Consider the following 19,249-nt stretch of genomic DNA (forward strand, 5'->3'; position numbering starts at 1 on the left):
ATTCTACTCAAGTTAACTTCATTTACTGTGGAAGTGTTTGAATGATTTTCTTTACAAAGCGCAAAAAGTCTTCACGTACTTTTTCAGTAGTTTCCATTACTTCATCATGAGAAAGTGGCTGATCTAAAATACCCGCTGCCATATTCGAAATACAAGAGATACCTAACACTTTTAAACCAGCATGGTTTGCAATAATAACTTCTGGCACCGTAGACATACCGACCGCATCTCCACCAAGTGTCCGTAACATTCTTACCTCTGCACCAGTTTCGTAGGAAGGGCCAGTGTTTCCAACGTACACACCCTCTTGCACTTTCAATGCAAGTTCATTAGCACATTGTTTTGCATGGTTAATTAATCCTTTATTATATGCCTCAGACATATCAGGGAAACGAGCTCCGATGTTCTCTTCATTCGGCCCAATCAATGGGTTAGTACCCATATTATTTATATGATCAGTTATAAGCATTAAATCACCTGCTTGGAATCGCTCATTAATCCCACCAGCAGCATTTGTAACAAATAAATGTTCAACACCAAGTTGTTTCATGACGCGGACCGGAAAGGTTACTTGTTCCATTGCATAACCTTCATAAAAATGAAAACGGCCTTGCATTGCTATTACTTGTTTTCCTTCTAATTCACCTAACACTAATTGTCCTTTATGCCCCTCTACTGTAGAAACAGGAAAGTGAGGGATTGCATCATAAGGAATAGTTGTAGGATTTTGAATTTCTTCAGCTAGAACACCTAAGCCTGAACCTAGAATGAGACCAACTGACGGTTTATTGTCTAATTGTTTTTCAATAAAAGTTGCTGCTTCTTGTACTTGGTTATAGTTCATATTCGTACCCCCTATTTAATATCATCTAAAAAGCTAGTTCCATGTTCTGGCATGGTAACCTTAAAGTTATCTGCAATGGTTGCTCCAATATCTGCGAAGGTTTTACGGATCGGTATTTCTTTACCTTCCACAATTGATTTATGATGTACAAGTAACGGTACATATTCACGGGTATGATCTGTCCCATGATGAACTGGATCATTACCATGGTCCGCAGTAATAATTAATAAGTCATCTTCTCTTAATTTATTTAACGCCTCAGGTAGACGACGATCAAAAGATTCCAATGCCTCTCCATACCCTTGTGGGTCTCTACGGTGACCATATTTTGCATCAAAATCAACTAGATTCAAAAAGTTTAACCCTGTAAAATCATCATCGATTGACTGAATGAATTTTTCCATTCCATCTTCATTATCTGTTGTTCGGATTGATTTGGTTACACCTTCTCCGTCAAAAATGTCTGCAATTTTCCCTAAAGCTACGACATCATAGCTACCATCTTTTAACTCATTCATCACAGTCCGCCCAAATGGTTTTAAAGCATAATCATGACGATTAGAAGTACGTTCGAATGCACCTGGTTTCCCAATAAACGGTCGAGCAATCACTCTGCCTATCATATATCTTTCATCCAAGGTTAATTCTCGAGCAATCTCACAAATTCTATATTGTTCTTCTATCGGAATAACATCTTCATGTGCTGCAATTTGTAAAACTGAATCCGCAGAAGTGTACACAATCAAATTACCTGTTTCCATATGTTCTTGTCCAAGCTCTTTTATTATTTCTGTTCCGGACGCAGGTTTGTTCCCAATTACTTTCCGACCACTACGTTGTTCCAATTCACGGATTAGTTCATCAGGAAATTCGGTAAATGTACGAAAAGGAGTATCAATATATAAACCCATAATCTCCCAATGACCAGTCATTGTATCTTTCCCATTTGACGCCTCTTGCATTTTTGTGTAGTGAGCCAAAGCTTTGTCTGCAACCTCAACACCTTGTATTTCCCTTATATTACTTAAGCCCAAACTCCCTAATGTTGGCATATGTAATCCATTCATGTGTGTAGCAATATGGCCTAGTGTATCTGCACCTTCATCGTTATACGCAGAAGCATCAGGTGCCTCACCAATACCCACAGAATCTAATACAACTAAGAAAATTCGTTTGAATTTGTCCAATATCATAACCTCCCTTTACCTTTACTTTCCCTTTCCAAACTATTCTTATGCCTTTCCTATAAAAAAATCAAATATTGTTCTGTATTTTTTTATGAGTTGCACTTGTGGATGAAATGAGAAGTAATTCACATAATGAACCAAACATCTATAGAGCCTCTATGCTCTTGGATGATAGTTTTTATAAATATCTTTTAATCTAGCTTTTGAAACTTGTGTATAAATTTGTGTTGTTGAGATATCTGCATGTCCTAACATTTCCTGAACCGATCGCAAATCTGCTCCATTTTCTAGCAAATGTGTAGCAAATGAATGTCGCAAAATATGGGGAGTAATCTCTTTGGTAATACCAGATTCACTTGCAATAGATTTTAATATCTTCCAAAACCCTTGACGCGTTAAAGGGTTCCCGTAATGATTTACAAATAATTCATGTATAGTCTTTTCTTTAACTAACTGATCTCTACCCTGTGATAAGTATTCCTCTAATGATTCCTTAGCTAAGTCACCTAAAGGGACAATGCGTTCCTTGGAGCCTTTCCCTAAACAGCGTACGAATCCCATAGTTAAATGTAGATCACTTACTTTTAAAGAAATTAATTCTGATACACGTAAGCCTGTAGCATAAAGTAATTCTAGCATGGCTTTATTTCGTAATGCTAATTTATCTTTTTCTGAAATCATTAATAATGCATCCACTTCTTGTGACGATAAAACTTTTGGTAATTTTCTTTGTTTTTTTGGTGTTTCAATATGTAAGCTAGGATCCTGTTGTAATTGATACTCTCGAACCAAAAACTGATGAAATAGTCTAATGGAAGATAGAGTTCTAGCTATGGTAGATGCGGACTTACCTTGATCAGATAAAAAACGTATATATTGCATAATATGATTTCTAATTACATTTTCCCATCTTTGAAGGTGTATTTGATCCTGTAAGAATTGTTTATAATGATTTAAATCACGTTTGTATGATTGCAATGTATTAACCGATAATCCTCTTTCTACAGTTAGGTAATGAAAGAAGTCATCTAAGCTATGGTCCATCATTACTACTCCCCTAATCGAAAAAATATAGATAAACGATCAATTACTGATTGTCCACTATTGTTAAACACTTTAACAGCCTTGCCTTCTGGTGGGTCATAACGGTGAAACTCTTCGTATTCTGAATGCATAGCTCGCAAGCCGAAATAGAAAAGTAATGTACAAGCTGTAAATATAACGAAAATTTTTAACGTATCCTTTATCATGGAAAGGAATGGTTTCATAATCAGCATATCTCCTTAAAAAATAGAATAATGAAGAGCGTTAACTATCATCTACTATTACAAAGATATGCCAAAAACCATCGTAATTATACGTCTAGAATTTTAAAATTTCTTTTGAAAAAAATAAAGTTTCATTTCTAAAAAACGAAAAAGCCTTTCTAAAAGAAAAGGCTCAAGATCTATTTAAATAGTAGCTTCCGTGGTACTTTCCTGGCATTTTCTACAAACACCATGAAACGTCAACCGGTGGTCTTTCACTTGGAATCCCCAATCATTCTCAACAATCTTTTCAACATCTTCAAGTAGATCATCTACAATTTCTTCAACCGATCCGCATTCCGTACAAACCAAATGGTGGTGAAAATGTGCTGCGCCTTCTTTTCGAAGATCATAACGCGATACACCATCGCCAAAATTAATTTTGTCGACTATTTTCAATTCCGATAGCAATTCTAACGTTCGATAAACAGTTGCCAAACCAATTTCAGGAGCCTTCTCTTTAACGAGGAGGTAAACATCCTCAGCACTTAAGTGATCTTCTTCTCGCTCTAATAATACGCGAACCGTCGCTTCTCGTTGAGGAGTAAGCTTATAGCTTTGTGCATGTAGTAGCTTTTTTATCCGCTCAATTCGATGTTCCATGTCTGAAACCTCCCTCATATGCTCAATTATATGCAGACATGAAACGAGTGTCAATTACAATCATTACAAACTAAATAAAATAAATTTTATTAGATTATAATGACTATTATTTAATTTTAGTTATTAAGTGTATATCCATTGAATTACTAGCTGCATCGTTTCATTTGATATAAACGTTTCTATTATAGAGGCAATACCTACAAGTACAATTAACAATATATAAAGGGAGATGTATCTTCCAAATGGTTGAAGAATTGGTTGCTGCATTCTTCTAGAAAATAGTTTTCTTAGCAAGCTTAATGAGAAAATCATTGCTAAGCTACCCGCGACTACATATACAGGTATGATTAATAAATTCTGAGGTGCTATAGACGCAGCTGCTAATAATAATCCCTGCCAACCCATTTGATTCACAAAAAACCCAACTGAAAATCCTACCACTACTCCCTTTAAGAACAACAGAATCCAAATAATCGGTAGACCAATGATCGACAATCCTAACACAAATAATAATAACAGATAGTTAAAGTGATAAAAAAACGTACTACTTACCATTTCTTTTTTATCTACAATCGGACCTTCTAATAATTGTCCAAAAAATCGGTCAACGTAAAAAAATAAATCTAGTTTCTGTACAACATTCATACTATTTACGATTACCGCTCCAAATATTATACCAATTAAAAATAATACGATCATAAAAAAATAAATAGGTGCATTATTTCTCAGATGGTCGGTAGTAAGTTGATTATTTTTATACATGAGTATCCTCCGTTCTTCTACTAAAACTATTGCATGTAGTAAAATCTATGAGGAACTCATTAAAAATAGACCATTAAATTAAAATCTATCACCGCTTTTCAACTTTGCCGTACTTCCCTCCACCACCCGCGGTTACAGGAAGAATTCCCTCTCTTAATTGAATAATAGCTTCAGCAATAGACGGCTGTATAACTTTCCTTAAATCGGAATAACTTGCGTGGTGAATAACCTGCATCTCTGTTCCAAAATGATCTAGTAGTTTCTGTAATGCTTTTGGTCCTAACTTAGGAATATACTCGAGTGGCACTTGGTAAATATAAGATGGTCTCATTCTCTTTTTATAATGTTGTTTTTGTCTTTGATTAATTTCTTTAATTCGATCAGCCACCCCTTTAATAACTTTAGATGATCCACAGCTGGCACAAGCCCCTACCTCATTTACAGGTTGAATACAATCTTTACAAACCGTTTGGTGATACTTCCCCAATAACGGGTTCATGCCGTAATTTACAACAATTTCTCTATTGTCTATACCATGTAAAGCTAATTCAAGTTCCTTAAAAGAAGCAGCTTTCATCTTTATTTGCTGGTATTCTCTTGCTATTTTTGCTAACGAATGTGCATCAGAATTTGTTAGAAATGTGTACCGATGTAGCTCACCAATATCATCTGCCATACTTGTATCTGCACTTAATCCTAATTCAACTGCGTCTATTAAATCAGGATCAAGAACCTCTGTTAACGACTGGTACACTCCCTTCCCATATAGGCTTTTAAAAGGAGTGAATACATGTGCTGGAATAAACAATCCTGCTAATTCCTTCACTTTATATTGTAGCTCTTTGGCAGTACCATAATACCGCTGCGAACTTAAATTAATGTTCGTCATTCTAGATGACAACCAATTAGAGAATTGTTTCATACTGGTCAAGTTAGGCAAGAAACAGAGAACATGAATCGGACCAAGACAGGACTGATCATAAACTTCAATTTCCACGCCTAAGATAAGCGTGACCTGTTCAAACTGAATGCCTCCATCCTCTAATTCAAAAGCCTTCCCCTGATCAATTAACCCTTCCATTTCTCTTTGAACGGAAGGAACATGACAATCGATAATTCCAACCATATCAATACCCTTATTTCTACTAGCTTCTATTAATATGTTCGTTAATGTTAATGTTCTCGAACCTGTGATTTTTACAGGTTTATTCTCTATATCTCTACCAATATGAATATGTAAATCTGCATAAAATGTTTTTAATTGCAAACTATCTCAGTCCTCGTAATCTTAGGTATTGTATCGCATAAGCCGTTTTTGCATCATGGATTTTTTGCTCATTAATCATCGTTTCGGCTTCTTCTATTGTAACTTCCATAAGTTCAACAAATTCATCTTCGTCCAAATCTTTTTCTTCTACTAACGGTATTAAATTATCTGTAAAATAAAGATATAAAATCTCATCAGCAAAACCTGGCGAAGTGTAGAAGGAAGTAACAAATGCTAAATTATTAGTTGTATAACCAGTTTCCTCTTCTAACTCTCTTATTGCCGTTATCTCCGGTTTTTCTCCAGGCTCTAGTTTTCCTGCAGGAATCTCAACAAGGCTTTTTTCCAATGGTTTACGATATTGCTCAACCATCACAACTTTATTTTCACTTGTTAAAGCAATTACTGCTACTGCACCAGGGTGTTTAACAATTTCTCTTTTCGACGTTTTACCATCTGGTAACGTAACATCATCTACTTGCAGCTTAATAATTTTTCCGTCAAATATCTCTGTAGTCTTTGTCGTTTTTTCTTCAAATTTATCCATCAACGAAACTCTCCCTTATTAAAATCATATTAAGCATATATTAACATAATTTAGCATTCACATTAGTTGTGTTTAGCATTCAATATTTCTACAATAAGAATAGAACGTATAGAAAGGACGGATTATATGAAAAAGAATAGATTAGGATATTCGGATTTATATGTTTCTGAGGTAGCACTAGGTTGTATGTCATTAGGAACCGACGAACAAAAAGCGAAAAAAATTATAGATCAAGCACTAGATGCTGGTATCAATTATTTAGATACGGCAGACCTCTACGATCAAGGGGTTAATGAATCGATTGTAGGAGGCGCATTGAAAGGAAGACGGGATAAGGTGGTACTTGCTACAAAAGTTGGTAACCATTTAAAAGATGATGGTAGCTGGTTCTGGGATCCATCAAAGTCATATATCAAAAATCAGGTAAAAGAAAGTTTAAGACGGTTGAACACGGATTATATCGATCTTTACCAGCTACATGGTGGAACAATAAAGGACCCAATTGATGAAACAATCGAGGCCTTCGAAGAACTAAAACAGGATGGTATTATAAGGTACTATGGGATTTCTTCCATAAGGCCAAATGTAATCAGAGAATATATCTATCGCTCATCTATTGTTAGTGTAATGATGCAATATAGCTTGTTAGACAGGAGACCCGAAGAAGAAATATTGGATCTACTTGCAGAGAATCAAATTAGCGTTGTTGCCAGAGGTCCAGTTGCAAAAGGGATGTTAAGTAAGCAAGCAATTAATAAAGTAGAAGAAAAAGGTAAGGATGGTTATTTAGATTATACTTATAGCGAATTAAAGCATATTGCTGAAGGCCTTTCAAATAAAGCAAAGGACAAGAACCAATCGATAAACTCTCTAGCATTACAATATATCCTTCACCATGAGGCAGTTTCAAGCGCTGTAGTTGGGGCAAGTTCTGTTACGCAACTCCAAGAAAATATGCAGGCGATGAACGAAAAGGAATTGTCTGCAGATGACTATGGGGAATTACAAGCTTTAACAAAAGCTAATCAGTATGACAAACACCGATAAGAAACAAAAAAGCGGCTAAAGCCGCTTTTTATTATCCCTATCATTTCATTCGCAATTGATCCATACTGTGCAGTAACTATCCTACCCGCTCCACAAGTGCAATCGGCTCCCTTTCCGAGGAGGAATCACGAAAAATCCCAAGCCCCGGCTTTTTCTAAGTTCAGATTCCTCTTGCAGGCACGGCTTCAGCTAACTCAGAAGAAGTACACTTCTGAGTGGATCTTCAGCCCGTGCTGTTCCTGCAGGAGTGTCACCAATTGCACTTGTTACGCTAGTAACTGCGTCTTAATCAATGCAATATAAAAACTTGATGTAAAAATACCTATTAATAAAATATAAATTCTGACCATAAATCTAGCGGAGATTTGTACACTTACACAACAGTTTGCTAAACGACATCGTTAATTAATTATTAAATAGGAAGCCTAAATTAGCGTAGGCAGAATGCGGAGACTCCTGCGGGAACAGCGCAAGCCGAAGATCCACTCAGGAGCGCACTTTGCGACTGAGTTAGCTGAGGCCGTGCCCGCGGAAAGCGACGCATTCTGACGAAGCGGCATATTGGCACTCATCCCAAAAAGACTGTAAGGAAGTTGCTGCGTAGTATATAGATACAGTGTACTAAAAGAAACACTTTTACTTATACTTTTTCCAATCCAACTCACTCTCAGCAAGCAATTCTTCAAAGCTTTTATTGGCTTCCTTTTGCTTCCGTTCTTCTATTTTTTGTTTTCGTTCTCTTTCCTGATCTTCTTCGATTTGCTTCTTTAATTTTTCTTTTTTCTCCGTTAACTGTGATACTAAATTTAAGTCTAACCTGTCTCTTAATGCATTACTATTTTCGTCTTTGACTTTCTTCCGTTTACTCATACTTCAACACCCTTTATTAAATCTTGAACAGGAATAATTGGGTTTAAGATACCTTCCGGGCTAGTTAATCGAAAAGTATTACCTACATAATCTAATGTTATGTTTTCTGCAAAAAAAACCGCTTGTTGTTTATGAACGATAACATGAAATTCTTGGTTCTCAACAGATTCAAACGCTTCACCTGTTGTTTCTGTTAATCTTATAGTTGGCAGTCCGTTTACACCACATCCACAATCATCTGTGTCATAATACAACCAAATATATTTATCTTTTACATCACTTATTTCACGAACCTTCTCAAGTGCTTTATTTGTAATTGTTAATTTCATAAAAGCTTTCCCCTCCAATATCTCCATTATAAATAGATAATGTTCTAGATTCCATAGACGTGCTTATCATCTGCTTATATCCATGCTACTATTTACTTCCGATTAAACTGGTTCTTTAATAATCGCTCCATTAGACTTGGAAATAACTGATACATTTTACTTCCTGCACTCATCCAGCGAGGCATGTTAATTTCCCTTTTATTTGTAAATAGAATACCAACTACTTTTTTAGCGACGGTCTCTGGATCTAACATAAAACGATCAACTGAATGTTGATAGGTACCTGAAGGATCTGCTAATTCAAAGAAATTGGTACGAACCGGCCCTAAATTTACAGAAGTAACAAAAATCCCCTTCTCTTCAACTTCTAGGCGTAGTGCATTTGTAAAACCAATTACTGCATGCTTCGTTGCACTATAGACAGCAGATTTAGGTGTCGCTATCTTACCTGCTTGTGATCCTATATTAATAATATGGCCCTGCTTACGTTCTATAAAATGTGGTAACAACTGGTGCACAGCCCGAATTAATGCAAGGATATTTAATTGAACCATAGATTCAATCTTATTCCAGTCTGATTTTTCTATATAATCAAATATTCCAAAACCCGCATTATTGATTATGGCATCAATTTGCTGCACGTCTTCTACTATCTTATGTAAACAGTTATTCCAAGCTTGTAGATCTAATAAATCTACAACATAAAATCGACAGTCCACATCATATGTATCTACTAGTTGTTCTTGTAATTTTTTTAAGCGCGCTTCTGTTCTTGCTACGAGTATAGGATTTCCACCTTGCTTAGCAACTTGAATCGCCATCATATGACCAATTCCTGATGACGCACCTGTAATAATAATATTTTTTGATTGAATGTTCGACAATTTCCTCATCCTTGTTTGTCAGAATTTCTTATTTACATATTACTATACCCTTTGAGAATAACCCATTAATATTCTATCCTGAATCAGCTAACTATCCTATGTAGTCAATAGGTTTTCAAAGGAAACGAACGAACATAACAACGATATAAATGAGATTCATTGTTTAACAGAGCATGCATAAGATGTTGCACGCTACATTACCAGATAAATTATATTCTACAAGATATGACTTTACTTTCAAATTGACATTTTTTATAAAATGTACCACAATCATTAAGAATAAGCTTAACGAGGTGAGACTTTTGGAAACAATTGTATATGCTCATAGAGGAGCTAGTAAACTAGCGCCTGAGAATACATTGCCTGCGTTTGAACTTGCATATCACATGGGGGCAGACGGTATCGAAACAGATGTTCAATTGACTAAAGATCAGGTACCTGTACTGATCCACGATGAAAATGTAAGACGGACAACAAACGGAATTGGATTTGTTCAAGACTATACATTTAAAGAATTACAAAAGTTAGACGCTGGTTCTTGGTTATCTGACCGCTATGCTCAGACTCGTGTACCTTCACTTGAGTCATTTTTAGAATGGGTAAAAGATAAACCTCTTAAAATAAATATTGAATTAAAAAACAATGTTATAGATTACAAGGATATGGAAAAAATTGTCTATGATTTACTTGCATCTTATAATGTATTAGATCGGACTGTCATCTCAAGTTTTAATTCAAAAAGTATAAAAAAGGTGGAAAAGATAGATCCTACTATATCGAAAGCATACCTAACATCACAAAAAATTAAAGATTTAATTCCCTTCGCAAAAGCTAAAGGAGCAACTGGTTTACATATTAGAAACCGTATCTTAAGTAAACCTTTAGTAGAAAAAGCGCATAAGGAAGATTTATATGTTGCTGTTTATACTGTAAACCGACCTTCTTTAATCATGCGATGTTACAAACTTGGTGTAGATGCCATATTTACTGATGTTCCGCACGTTGCCAAAAAAACGTTGGAGCAGTATAAAAAAAAACAAGTAAAAGATAAATAGTTATGAAGCTGGTTTCCAACACGCTAGGAGGATTAGCATGAAGCTATATTTTTTAGGAACAGGTGCTGGAGTTCCGTCAAAAGAAAGAAATGTATCTTCTATTGCACTCGAATTACTACAAGAATTAGGTAGTATTTGGTTATTTGATTGTGGAGAAGCAACACAGCATCAAATCTTACATACGAATATTCGCCCGCGAAAAATCGATAAAATATTTATTTCTCATTTACACGGAGACCATATATACGGGTTACCAGGATTTTTAAGTAGCCGTTCATTCCAAAGTGGTGAAACGCCCCTTACAATCTATGGACCAAAAGGGATAGAAGAATATGTGGAGACTAGCTTACGAGTAAGTGGAACAAAGCTCGCTTATCCTCTAAATTATCAAGAGGTTTTTGATGGACTGGTTTTTGAAGACGAGTCCTTTCAAGTCTTTGCACTGCAACTAAAGCATGGTGTACCTAGCTTTGGGTATAAGGTGGTTGAGAAAGATATTCTAGGTGAATTAATACCTGACAAGTTAAAAGATGCGGGTATTACGCCAGGACCAATTTATAGAGAAATAAAAGAAAATGAAAAAGTTACGCTTTCCAATGGTGAAATAATTTACCGCGCAGACTTTATTGGTCCTGACAAACCTGGCAGGAAACTGTGTATTTTTGGAGATACACGATATGACCCAGATCACCAGTCATTTATTCGTGATACAGATGTATTAGTACATGAAGCTACTTTTGAAGGTAGTCAAGCCCAATTAGCGCATGATTATTTCCATTCAACAACAAAACAGGCAGCAACCTTAGCTTCATCAAGTAATGTGGACCATCTAATCTTGACGCATATTTCATCTAGATATCAAAAAGATCAAATAGGTAATCTAAAAGAAGAAGCGCAAACAATCTTTCCTCAAACAACGATTGCCCATGATTTTTATGAATTTGAGATTCTATCAAAAAAATCTTCACAAAAATAAAAGTTTAGATGGGAATTTGGAGGTGTGAATTAATATGCTAATTCGCTCCTCCATTTTTTATTGTAATAATTTAACAGAGCCACTAAATAAGGAACGCATTTTGACAATCCTCATGTTATACTCTTGCATCGTATAATATAAATTAAAAATTATCTATTAGCTGTAGAGTCGGGAATCGATGGATGTGGTTCGTACAAAATAGCCACTTATTATGACCTGCTCCATTTAATCCTCCATATTACTATTATGATTGTTATTGTTAATATCAACACCAATACATACGGAAAGAAAGATCCTTTATCAGTCTCAATTAATTGATCTAGCTTGTTAATATCTGCACTTGCCTCAGAAATAAGTTTATTGTCACTACATAGACTTGTTTCCTCCGTTCCATCATGATTATAGGTATAAACTAAATATTTGCTTCCCTTTTCAAACTCAGTGCCGCACATACCAAAGAAACCGCTATACACATAGCCATCTTGTAGTTCACCTTTCCAGACCTTATCTACTTGAAACTTATTTCCACCCTCTGTATCTTTACTAACGAGTGTACCAGTAAAAACTACGCTCGAATCTTGATAGTTTTCTTCGACGGAGTCATCAATGCAGCTACATGCATAGGCCTTATTAGGAATTATAAAGCTCAGTACACTTGTGATTATAAACAGAAAGCAAGTAATGAAAACTATTTTTTTCACTCTTACACCCGCCCATCAATTTCAATACTCTTATAATGGATAGAAAACTATGCCAAATATTTAAAACAAAGTATTACACTCAATATAACATCCAAACATAATCCATAATCTCTATTTGTTACAGGAATGCTCCCAGTTTGTTTTCACTATACCTAGCACTAAGGATAATCCACCAGAAATCAGTTTTCTATGTTTTTAAGGACGTTTAGAATTGGAATTCCCCATCCTTCAATAGCACGACTTCAGTTTCACCTTCTTTAATGCCCACTACTTTCATATCTTCGGTACCAAAGGTCACATTGACTAACAAAAGTGAAGTATTCAGACCCGATGCCCTTAACTCTTCCTCAGATTGGTCCATGCCATTTTGAATATTGGAGGGAGATGCATTTCCGATTCCGATATGACAGGCCGTATTTTCATCAAACAAGGTATTGTAAAAAAGAGTATCTGCCTGAGCAAGAGGCGATTTATTAGAGACCAAGGCGATTTCACCTAGATAATGTGAACCTTCGTCTGTTTCCATGAGATTTTGTAACACTTCTTGTCCCTTTGCTGCATAATAGTCGGTAATCCGTCCATCTTTAAAAATTAGATAAAATTCATCGATGACACTTCCCCCATAGATAAGAGGTTTAGTACCTACCAATTTGCCATTCACCTTATTTTTATGGGGAGCAGTAAATATTTCTTCCGTAGGAATGTTCGGAAAGAAAGGTATTCCATTTTCATCTATGACACCCCCACCGATATAGCGATGATTTTTAGGTAGACCAATTAATAAATCAGTTCCACGGCTATTTGTAAAATGCAGGGCTTCAAATTGGCTCTCGTTTAGGATTTTTTTTCGAGATTCGAAGGCTCTATTGTGACTCTCCCAATCTTTTATAGGATTTTTTCCATCTGCCCGAGATCCTTTTAAAATTAATTCCCATAATGATTCTAATGCTTCTTCTTTACTGAGGTTGGGAAATACTTTAGTTGCCCATCCAACGTACGGGACAACTAGAAGACACCAGCGTACCTCGTGGGATCTAATTTTCGCATAATGATCCCTCAATTTGGTACGAGAAGCTTTTTGGAAACGACTTATCCTGTCTGTAGAAACATCCTTAAAGACATCTAAGTTTTCAGAAATAATATGGATGTAAGCAGCACCTGCATCCTCCCACTCCTTAAAACGGGCAGCCTGCCAATCAGGAAAATGATCGATGACACGATCTGCTGCATTTAAGTAGAATTCTTTGGTAGACTGTTCATCTGTCCAATCTATAAATACATTTGAAGCTCCTGCCTCGTAGGCTACAGTTTGAATTAGACGTGCAAACGTAGCATTTTGTATATCACTATGAATAATCAATAATTGATTTTTTTGCAGATTTACACCAGCTTGTACAGCAAGTTCTGCATACTTTTTCAACTGTGCTTCACTTATAAATTCATATATTTGTTTAATCATTTATTATCTCTCCTGTGATGTTCTTGTATAATTGTATAATTTCACTACGGAACCCTGACCTACTTAACAAGCCTTCCCGTTCGTATTAAGGTTAGCCGATTGCTAATCTGTATTACTTTTTTTCATGGTCATGTAGAAAGTAACTGCTTGTGGGACATTGATACTATCAACTAAACCGTTCGCCCCCTACTTGTAGAAACTTGTAGGCTGGTTGTACCTAGATCTTGTATATGTTTTTTGAAAAACATATACAAACTATTAGCTAGTTTAAGATCGGTCCTTTACATTCTCAGTTAATTGTATCACTATATGGTAAGGATTTATCAGAGAAATAAGAAAAAACAGACCTATGGTGGGTCTGCTAATCTCCTTGATATTTAATTTGTTAATTAACTCAATTAGCAAATTAATTATTTTCGTACTACTAATTACAATTTTCTCCCTCTCAACCGAACTCGTTATTTGTAAAAGTTGAGCGTTTTCTTTTTCTTCTCTAGTATATAGAAAGGAATTAATCCCTGTAATCATCCAAAAAATCCTTCTGGAAGCTTGTTCGAGGCTCATCATCATCGATCGGGTTATTTAACTTAATAAAAGGATTTTTCCCAAACTTGTCGGTTAGTTGGTCAATTGCTTTATAAAGCTTTTCCTTACTTGCATCCACTTCATACGTAAACAAATCTAATTGCTGCGCAATCTCCTTCTTCTCCGCAATGTCTTGGATAGTAATACCTAGTAATCTCACTGGGTCACCATTCCAGTGTTGTTCAAATAATGCATAACCCGCACCAAATATTTCTTCTTCGTCCTCGATGAATTCGGGCAATTTCATACTTCTCGTTATTGTTTTTCTATTGTGAAATCGGATCATAATTTGAATATTTCTTCCTACTGCTTGTTTCCTTTTTAAACGTCTAGCCACATTCCTAGCTAGATGCCGAAATAACTTACGAATTTCATTTTCATCTGTAGTGTCTTGGGGTAATGTTTCAGAGCTCCCGATACTTTTAAAATCATGAACGGCTTCAGGATCAACGGGACTTGGATCTATTCCATTTGCACGGTTTTGTAGACGCTCACCATTAATACCTAACAACCTTTTTAATGTAGGTGGATCAGCATGCGCCAAATCTTTTATGGTAAAGATCTCAATTTGATTAAGCTTCTCGGCTGTTTTCTTACCAATACCATACATCTCTTCAATCGGTAATGGCCATAGCTTTACAGGAAGATCTCGTTTTCTTAGAACGGTAATTCCCATTGGCTTTTTCATATCGGATGCCATTTTAGCTAAAAATTTATTCGGAGCGATCCCTATGCTACATGGTAGATCAAGCTGTGTGGCTATTTTTTGTTGCAGTGCTTGAGCAATTGCAATGGGTGAACCTTTTTGCTCACAGTCAGTTATATCCATGTACCCTTCATCAATAGATACAGGTTGTACATAAGGTGTAACCTCGGATAATATCTTGAACATTTCTTTTGATGCAATCCGATATCGGTTAAAATTTGGTCTCATCACAATTAAGTCAGGACAAAGTTTTCTTGCTTCCCAAAGAGGCATTGTGGTTTTTACCCCTTTTGCCCTTGCTTCATAGCTACTTGTTACGATAATCCCTTTTCTTTCTTCCGGGTTACCAGCGATTGCTATAGGTTTCCCTTTCAGATTGGGATTGTATGCAGCTTCCACGGAAGCATAAAAACTATTCATATCAACATGAAATATTATTCGGTAAGCCATTTATCATCACTCGCAGTCAACCCTTGATATAATGGTTATTATTCGGGCTTATTATATCATACATCTAATTACATCACAGATTTATTAGATTTGATAAAAAAGAACCAATCTATCAATAGATTGGCTCTGACTACTATTTTGCTACTTCTTTTATGATAGCCGTAATTAATTCTGTGATTTTCACAAGTTCTGAAACAGGCATACGTTCATTCGTAGTATGAATATCCTCATAACCTACCGCTAAATTAACTGTTGGGATACCGTGTCCAGAAATAACGTTCGCATCACTTCCACCACCACTTTGTCGTAGTGTACTTTCTCTCCCTATTGTTGATGCTGCTTTTCTGGCGATTTCTACGACATGGTCACCTGCTTCCCTTTTATATCCTGGGTACATAATTTTAACATCCACATCAACACTTCCACCCATTTGTGCAGCAGTTTCTTCAAAAGCTTTTTTCATTTTCTCCACTTGCGCTTCCATTTTTTCCGTTACAAGTGACCTTGCTTCCGCTAAAATCTCTACATGATCACATACAATATTCGTTTTTGATCCGCCTTCAAATCGGCCAATGTTCGCTGTGGTTTCCTCATCAATTCTTCCAAGCGGCATCTTTGCAATTGATTTTGCAGCAAGTGTAATGGCTGATATACCCTTTTCAGGTGCAACTCCCGCATGTGCCGTTTTTCCTTTTATTAAAGCATTTATTTTAGCTTGTGTAGGAGCTGCTACGATAATGTCTCCCACTTGGCCATCACTATCAACGGCATAGCCAAATTTTGCTTTGACAAGGCTCATATCAAGCTCTTTAGCTCCAACTAAACCTGACTCTTCACCAGCAGTAATAATAAATTGAACATCTCCATGTGCAATATCTTGCTCTTTTAAAATGCGAATGGCTTCAAGCATAGCCGCCAATCCTGCTTTATCATCTGCTCCAAGAATAGTGGTTCCATCCGTAACAATATAACCGTCTTTAATCGTCGGCTTAATATTCTTCCCAGGTACGACTGTATCCATATGAGAGGTAAAGTATATGGTGTCTTTATCTGATGATGCCCCTTTTAACGTACATACTAAGTTCCCTGCTCCATGACCAGTCTTAGACATACTATCATCTTCTACTACTTCAAGTCCTAAGTCTGAAAATTTCTTTTTAAGTACCTTAGCAATCGCAGCTTCTTCTGTTGTTTCCGAGTCAATTTTTACTAACTCGATAAATTCATCCACTAGTCTATCTTTATTTACCATGGTAATGCTACCTCCAATTATTTCGCAATTAATTAGTACGTTAGCGAATCGTTTCCTTCCTGTCAATCTTTCTGTCCTTTTGACACGTAATTACAATGGATTGAATCCCTTTCACAATCTCGTCTATCGAATCAGAGCGAGTAAAGATTCTTGATACTCCTTGATCGAATAAAAAAGAAAGATCACACGCTGGAATAATACCGCCACCAATCACAGGTACATTTGTTATTCCACGCATTTTAAGTTCTTCTAACACTTGAGGAAATATGTGCCGATGAGCACCTGCCATACTCGATAGGCCAATAATATGAACGTTATGCGCTATTGCTTTTTTCACTATTTGCTCAGGAGTTTGACGTAAGCCTGAATATATTACTTCCATCTCATTCTCTCTTAAAGCCTCTGCAAGTACTAGCGCGCCACGATTATGTCCATCTAAGCCAACTTTACCAATCAAAATACGAATGGAAGACATTTTATTCAAGCTCTCCTGTATATTCTCCAAAAACTTCTCGAAATACATCACTAATTTCACCAACAGTACAATAGGATTTAACCGCTTGTAGTACATAGGGGACTACATTTATTTCTTCAGTAGCAGCCTCTCTTAATTCTCTCAGACTTTTCAAAACTTTTATCTCATTTCTTCTTTTTTTAATAGCATATAATGTATCTATCTGATAGTTATCCTGTTGTTCATTTTGTTTCCCATAAGAAATAGTGGAAAAAAGAGAAGCGTTTTTTTGGTTAGATTTATTAGCACCTACTACTATTTTTTCACGCGCTTCCATTTTTTTGTGTGTTTGATATGCAGCTTGTTGGATTTCGCGTTGGTAATATCCATTTTCTACTGCACGTATGGCGCCACCCATTTCAAGTATTTCGCTTACTTTACTTGTTACAAGCTCTTCCATTTCGTCTGTTAGATCTTCTATAAAATACGATCCACCTAATGGGTCAGTGGTATCACTAACCCCAGATTCAAATGCAATGATTTGTTGTGTCCTTAAAGCAATTCTAGCTGTAGTTTCATTTGGTAAAGCCTCCGCTTCATCCAATGCATTCGTGTGGAGACTTTGGGTACCACCTAGAACTGCAGCTAATGCTTGCAACGTCACTCTAATTATATTGTTTTCAGGCTCTTGTTCCGTTAATGTTGATCCTGCTGTCTGCGTGTGAAAACGTAACTGGCAACTTTTCGGATCATTCGGAACATAGCGTTCTTTTACCAGATTTGCCCAAATTCTTCTCGCAGCTCTAAACTTAGCAATCTCTTCAAAGAAATTAGTATCAGAACTAAAGAAAAAAGATACCCTCGGTGCAATGCTATCAATGGATACTCCATGCTTTATCGCTTCGTCCAAATAGGTGATTGCATTCGCAAAGGTATATGCTAATTCCTGGACAGCGTTTGCTCCTGCCTCTCGAATATGGTAGCCAGAAATACTAATTGGATGTATTTTTGGTGTATGTTTTTGTGCATAAATGATTAAATCAATGGTTAGACGAGTGGAGTCTTTCGGGGGATAAATATAGGTGCCACGGGCAATATACTCTTTTAAAATGTCATTTTGAATCGTACCTGCTATAGATTGGAGTGGTGTTTTCCGCTTTTCAGCGATCGCTATATACATACAATATAAGATAATTGCAGGAGCATTTATCGTCATTGATGTACGCATCTGATCAAGCGGGATGTCTTTAAATAAAAGTTCCATGTCGTAAAGGGAGTCAATCGATACCCCTACTTTTCCAACTTCACCTTTTGCTAATGGATGGTCTGAATCTAGTCCAAGTTGGGTAGGTAAATCAAATGCTACAGATAGAGCATCTTGACCTTCACTTAGCAAGTACTGAAATCTTTCATTTGTTTGACTAGCGGAGCCAAATCCTGCATATTGTCTAATGGACCATAATTTACTTCGATACATAGAATCGTAAATCCCTCTTGTGTATGGATAACTCCCTGGAAAACCTATTTTTTTATAAAATGCTTGATCCTTTATGTTAGGGTGATAACAGTTTCTTATTGGGATATTTGAAGGTGTAAAGTAAGGTTTTTTTTGAAATTCGTCTCCGCCCGAATAATCTATTTGATGACGTTTATTCTCTATCTCATTCAAAATAATTCCTCCTTACTATCCTCTTTATCTTATTCTATTCACACGTGCCATATCTTAGAATTTTTTTATTTGACTTGTCCATTTCAACTTTTTTAGGTAAAATACAAGTAGTAAAGTGCTTTACTGAAGGAGGATTATCAGATGGCAACAAAACGTCAAAAAAGAATTAAAGTTATCGTTTATATAATGATTATTGCAATGATATTATCAACTTTTACTGCTGGTTTAGCTGCTTTTCTCTAACATTAAAAACAAACAAAAGACTGTATATTATCTAACATAATATACAGTCTTT

Annotated in this window: 21 protein-coding genes; 4 read left to right on the plus strand and 17 right to left on the minus strand. The window is 36.1% G+C overall.

Going from position 1 to position 19,249, the window contains the following annotated elements; all coding sequences use genetic code 11:
• Window positions 1-22: 22 nt before the first annotated feature.
• The 8 genes from NYQ66_RS17030 to NYQ66_RS17065 all read right to left on the minus strand — a co-directional run bounded on the left by NYQ66_RS17030 (window position 23) and on the right by NYQ66_RS17065 (window position 6,517).
• Window positions 23-844 (minus strand): purine-nucleoside phosphorylase, encoded by an 822-nt coding sequence (locus NYQ66_RS17030; protein WP_259871209.1) that lies wholly within the window; start codon window positions 842-844, stop codon window positions 23-25.
• A gap of 11 nt (window positions 845-855) precedes the next feature.
• Entirely contained in the window at window positions 856-2,031 is a 1,176-nt protein-coding gene (gene deoB / locus NYQ66_RS17035; protein ID WP_259871210.1) for a phosphopentomutase, read from the minus strand.
• Window positions 2,032-2,187: 156 nt separating this feature from the next.
• Window positions 2,188-3,075, minus strand: coding sequence for a site-specific tyrosine recombinase XerD (gene xerD / locus NYQ66_RS17040; protein ID WP_407652112.1), 888 nt, complete (start codon window positions 3,073-3,075; stop codon window positions 2,188-2,190).
• A 5-nt stretch (window positions 3,076-3,080) separates the two neighbouring features.
• Window positions 3,081-3,299: a YqzK family protein gene (locus NYQ66_RS17045; protein WP_259871213.1), complete on the minus strand. Its 219-nt coding sequence runs from the start codon at window positions 3,297-3,299 to the stop codon at window positions 3,081-3,083.
• 183 nt (window positions 3,300-3,482) lie between these two features.
• Entirely contained in the window at window positions 3,483-3,941 is a 459-nt protein-coding gene (gene fur / locus NYQ66_RS17050; protein WP_259871215.1) for a ferric iron uptake transcriptional regulator, read from the minus strand.
• A gap of 123 nt (window positions 3,942-4,064) precedes the next feature.
• Window positions 4,065-4,703 carry a stage II sporulation protein M gene (spoIIM, locus tag NYQ66_RS17055; RefSeq protein ID WP_259871216.1) on the minus strand — a complete coding sequence of 213 codons (639 nt, stop codon included), beginning with the start codon at window positions 4,701-4,703 and terminating at the stop codon, window positions 4,065-4,067.
• A gap of 88 nt (window positions 4,704-4,791) precedes the next feature.
• On the minus strand, window positions 4,792-5,970 hold the full coding sequence (locus NYQ66_RS17060; RefSeq protein WP_259871217.1) for an endonuclease Q family protein: 1,179 nt from the start codon (window positions 5,968-5,970) through the stop codon (window positions 4,792-4,794).
• 1 nt (window position 5,971) lies between these two features.
• Complete coding sequence (locus tag NYQ66_RS17065; protein ID WP_259871219.1) at window positions 5,972-6,517, minus strand: NUDIX hydrolase; 546 nt, start codon at window positions 6,515-6,517, stop codon at window positions 5,972-5,974.
• 126 nt (window positions 6,518-6,643) lie between these two features.
• On the opposite strand from NYQ66_RS17065, the gene NYQ66_RS17070 reads away from it, so the two are divergent.
• Window positions 6,644-7,564 carry an aldo/keto reductase gene (locus tag NYQ66_RS17070; RefSeq protein ID WP_259871220.1) on the plus strand — a complete coding sequence of 307 codons (921 nt, stop codon included), beginning with the start codon at window positions 6,644-6,646 and terminating at the stop codon, window positions 7,562-7,564.
• 636 nt (window positions 7,565-8,200) lie between these two features.
• On the opposite strand, the gene NYQ66_RS17075 is transcribed toward NYQ66_RS17070, so the two are convergent.
• From NYQ66_RS17075 to NYQ66_RS17085, 3 genes are all read right to left on the minus strand, one after another.
• Complete coding sequence (locus NYQ66_RS17075; protein WP_259871221.1) at window positions 8,201-8,434, minus strand: YqkE family protein; 234 nt, start codon at window positions 8,432-8,434, stop codon at window positions 8,201-8,203.
• Window positions 8,431-8,763, minus strand: a complete 333-nt coding sequence (locus NYQ66_RS17080) for an iron-sulfur cluster biosynthesis family protein (RefSeq protein ID WP_259871223.1) — start codon at window positions 8,761-8,763, stop codon at window positions 8,431-8,433. The genes NYQ66_RS17075 and NYQ66_RS17080 overlap by 4 nt, the downstream gene beginning before the upstream one ends.
• 92 nt (window positions 8,764-8,855) lie before the next feature.
• Window positions 8,856-9,656 (minus strand): SDR family NAD(P)-dependent oxidoreductase, encoded by an 801-nt coding sequence (locus NYQ66_RS17085; protein ID WP_259871224.1) that lies wholly within the window; start codon window positions 9,654-9,656, stop codon window positions 8,856-8,858.
• A 293-nt stretch (window positions 9,657-9,949) separates the two neighbouring features.
• Here NYQ66_RS17085 and NYQ66_RS17090 point away from each other — a divergent pair, with 293 nt between their 5' ends.
• Both NYQ66_RS17090 and rnz read left to right on the plus strand, forming a co-directional pair.
• Window positions 9,950-10,702: a glycerophosphodiester phosphodiesterase gene (locus NYQ66_RS17090; RefSeq protein ID WP_259871225.1), complete on the plus strand. Its 753-nt coding sequence runs from the start codon at window positions 9,950-9,952 to the stop codon at window positions 10,700-10,702.
• Between the two features lie 37 nt (window positions 10,703-10,739).
• Window positions 10,740-11,678 carry a ribonuclease Z gene (gene rnz, locus NYQ66_RS17095; RefSeq protein ID WP_259871226.1) on the plus strand — a complete coding sequence of 313 codons (939 nt, stop codon included), beginning with the start codon at window positions 10,740-10,742 and terminating at the stop codon, window positions 11,676-11,678.
• A 209-nt stretch (window positions 11,679-11,887) separates the two neighbouring features.
• On the opposite strand, the gene NYQ66_RS17100 is transcribed toward rnz, so the two are convergent.
• The 6 genes from NYQ66_RS17100 to NYQ66_RS17125 all read right to left on the minus strand — a co-directional run bounded on the left by NYQ66_RS17100 (window position 11,888) and on the right by NYQ66_RS17125 (window position 18,954).
• Window positions 11,888-12,379 (minus strand): hypothetical protein, encoded by a 492-nt coding sequence (locus NYQ66_RS17100; protein WP_259871227.1) that lies wholly within the window; start codon window positions 12,377-12,379, stop codon window positions 11,888-11,890.
• Between the two features lie 205 nt (window positions 12,380-12,584).
• Entirely contained in the window at window positions 12,585-13,838 is a 1,254-nt protein-coding gene (locus NYQ66_RS17105) for an aminopeptidase (protein WP_259871228.1), read from the minus strand.
• Between the two features lie 511 nt (window positions 13,839-14,349).
• Window positions 14,350-15,579, minus strand: a complete 1,230-nt coding sequence (locus tag NYQ66_RS17110) for a DNA polymerase IV (protein ID WP_259871229.1) — start codon at window positions 15,577-15,579, stop codon at window positions 14,350-14,352.
• 133 nt (window positions 15,580-15,712) lie between these two features.
• Window positions 15,713-16,831, minus strand: a complete 1,119-nt coding sequence (locus NYQ66_RS17115) for a M20/M25/M40 family metallo-hydrolase (protein WP_259871230.1) — start codon at window positions 16,829-16,831, stop codon at window positions 15,713-15,715.
• 40 nt (window positions 16,832-16,871) lie between these two features.
• Window positions 16,872-17,306, minus strand: a complete 435-nt coding sequence (locus NYQ66_RS17120; protein ID WP_259871231.1) for a cobalamin B12-binding domain-containing protein — start codon at window positions 17,304-17,306, stop codon at window positions 16,872-16,874.
• A gap of 1 nt (window position 17,307) precedes the next feature.
• A complete protein-coding gene (locus NYQ66_RS17125; protein WP_259871233.1) occupies window positions 17,308-18,954 on the minus strand; it encodes an acyl-CoA mutase large subunit family protein in 1,647 nt (548 codons plus the stop codon).
• Between the two features lie 141 nt (window positions 18,955-19,095).
• Between NYQ66_RS17125 and prli42 the strand changes: the two genes are divergently transcribed.
• Complete coding sequence (gene prli42, locus NYQ66_RS17130) at window positions 19,096-19,197, plus strand: stressosome-associated protein Prli42 (protein ID WP_259871234.1); 102 nt, start codon at window positions 19,096-19,098, stop codon at window positions 19,195-19,197.
• Window positions 19,198-19,249 lie beyond the last annotated feature (52 nt).

It is taken from the genome of Aquibacillus koreensis (genome assembly GCF_025154055.1).
In the GTDB taxonomy this organism is placed as follows: domain Bacteria; phylum Bacillota; class Bacilli; order Bacillales; family Amphibacillaceae; genus Aquibacillus_C; species Aquibacillus_C koreensis.

What these genes read in the sequence shown, in the direction of transcription:
- NYQ66_RS17105 (WP_259871228.1), bottom strand. Translation starts at nt 13,838, where the DNA reads ATGATTAAACAAATATATGAATTTATAAGTGAAGCACAGTTGAAAAAG.
- fur (WP_259871215.1), bottom strand. Translation starts at nt 3,941, where the DNA reads ATGGAACATCGAATTGAGCGGATAAAAAAGCTACTACATGCACAAAGC.
- NYQ66_RS17030 (WP_259871209.1), bottom strand. Translation starts at nt 844, where the DNA reads ATGAACTATAACCAAGTACAAGAAGCAGCAACTTTTATTGAAAAACAA.
- NYQ66_RS17120 (WP_259871231.1), bottom strand. Translation starts at nt 17,306, where the DNA reads ATGTCTTCCATTCGTATTTTGATTGGTAAAGTTGGCTTAGATGGACAT.
- NYQ66_RS17085 (WP_259871224.1), bottom strand. Translation starts at nt 9,656, where the DNA reads ATGAGGAAATTGTCGAACATTCAATCAAAAAATATTATTATTACAGGT.
- NYQ66_RS17075 (WP_259871221.1), bottom strand. Translation starts at nt 8,434, where the DNA reads ATGAGTAAACGGAAGAAAGTCAAAGACGAAAATAGTAATGCATTAAGA.
- NYQ66_RS17045 (WP_259871213.1), bottom strand. Translation starts at nt 3,299, where the DNA reads ATGAAACCATTCCTTTCCATGATAAAGGATACGTTAAAAATTTTCGTT.
- spoIIM (WP_259871216.1), bottom strand. Translation starts at nt 4,703, where the DNA reads ATGTATAAAAATAATCAACTTACTACCGACCATCTGAGAAATAATGCA.
- NYQ66_RS17080 (WP_259871223.1), bottom strand. Translation starts at nt 8,763, where the DNA reads ATGAAATTAACAATTACAAATAAAGCACTTGAGAAGGTTCGTGAAATA.
- xerD (WP_407652112.1), bottom strand. Translation starts at nt 3,075, where the DNA reads ATGGACCATAGCTTAGATGACTTCTTTCATTACCTAACTGTAGAAAGA.
- rnz (WP_259871226.1), top strand. Translation starts at nt 10,740, where the DNA reads ATGAAGCTATATTTTTTAGGAACAGGTGCTGGAGTTCCGTCAAAAGAA.
- NYQ66_RS17115 (WP_259871230.1), bottom strand. Translation starts at nt 16,831, where the DNA reads ATGGTAAATAAAGATAGACTAGTGGATGAATTTATCGAGTTAGTAAAA.
- NYQ66_RS17070 (WP_259871220.1), top strand. Translation starts at nt 6,644, where the DNA reads ATGAAAAAGAATAGATTAGGATATTCGGATTTATATGTTTCTGAGGTA.
- prli42 (WP_259871234.1), top strand. Translation starts at nt 19,096, where the DNA reads ATGGCAACAAAACGTCAAAAAAGAATTAAAGTTATCGTTTATATAATG.
- NYQ66_RS17065 (WP_259871219.1), bottom strand. Translation starts at nt 6,517, where the DNA reads ATGGATAAATTTGAAGAAAAAACGACAAAGACTACAGAGATATTTGAC.
- NYQ66_RS17110 (WP_259871229.1), bottom strand. Translation starts at nt 15,579, where the DNA reads ATGGCTTACCGAATAATATTTCATGTTGATATGAATAGTTTTTATGCT.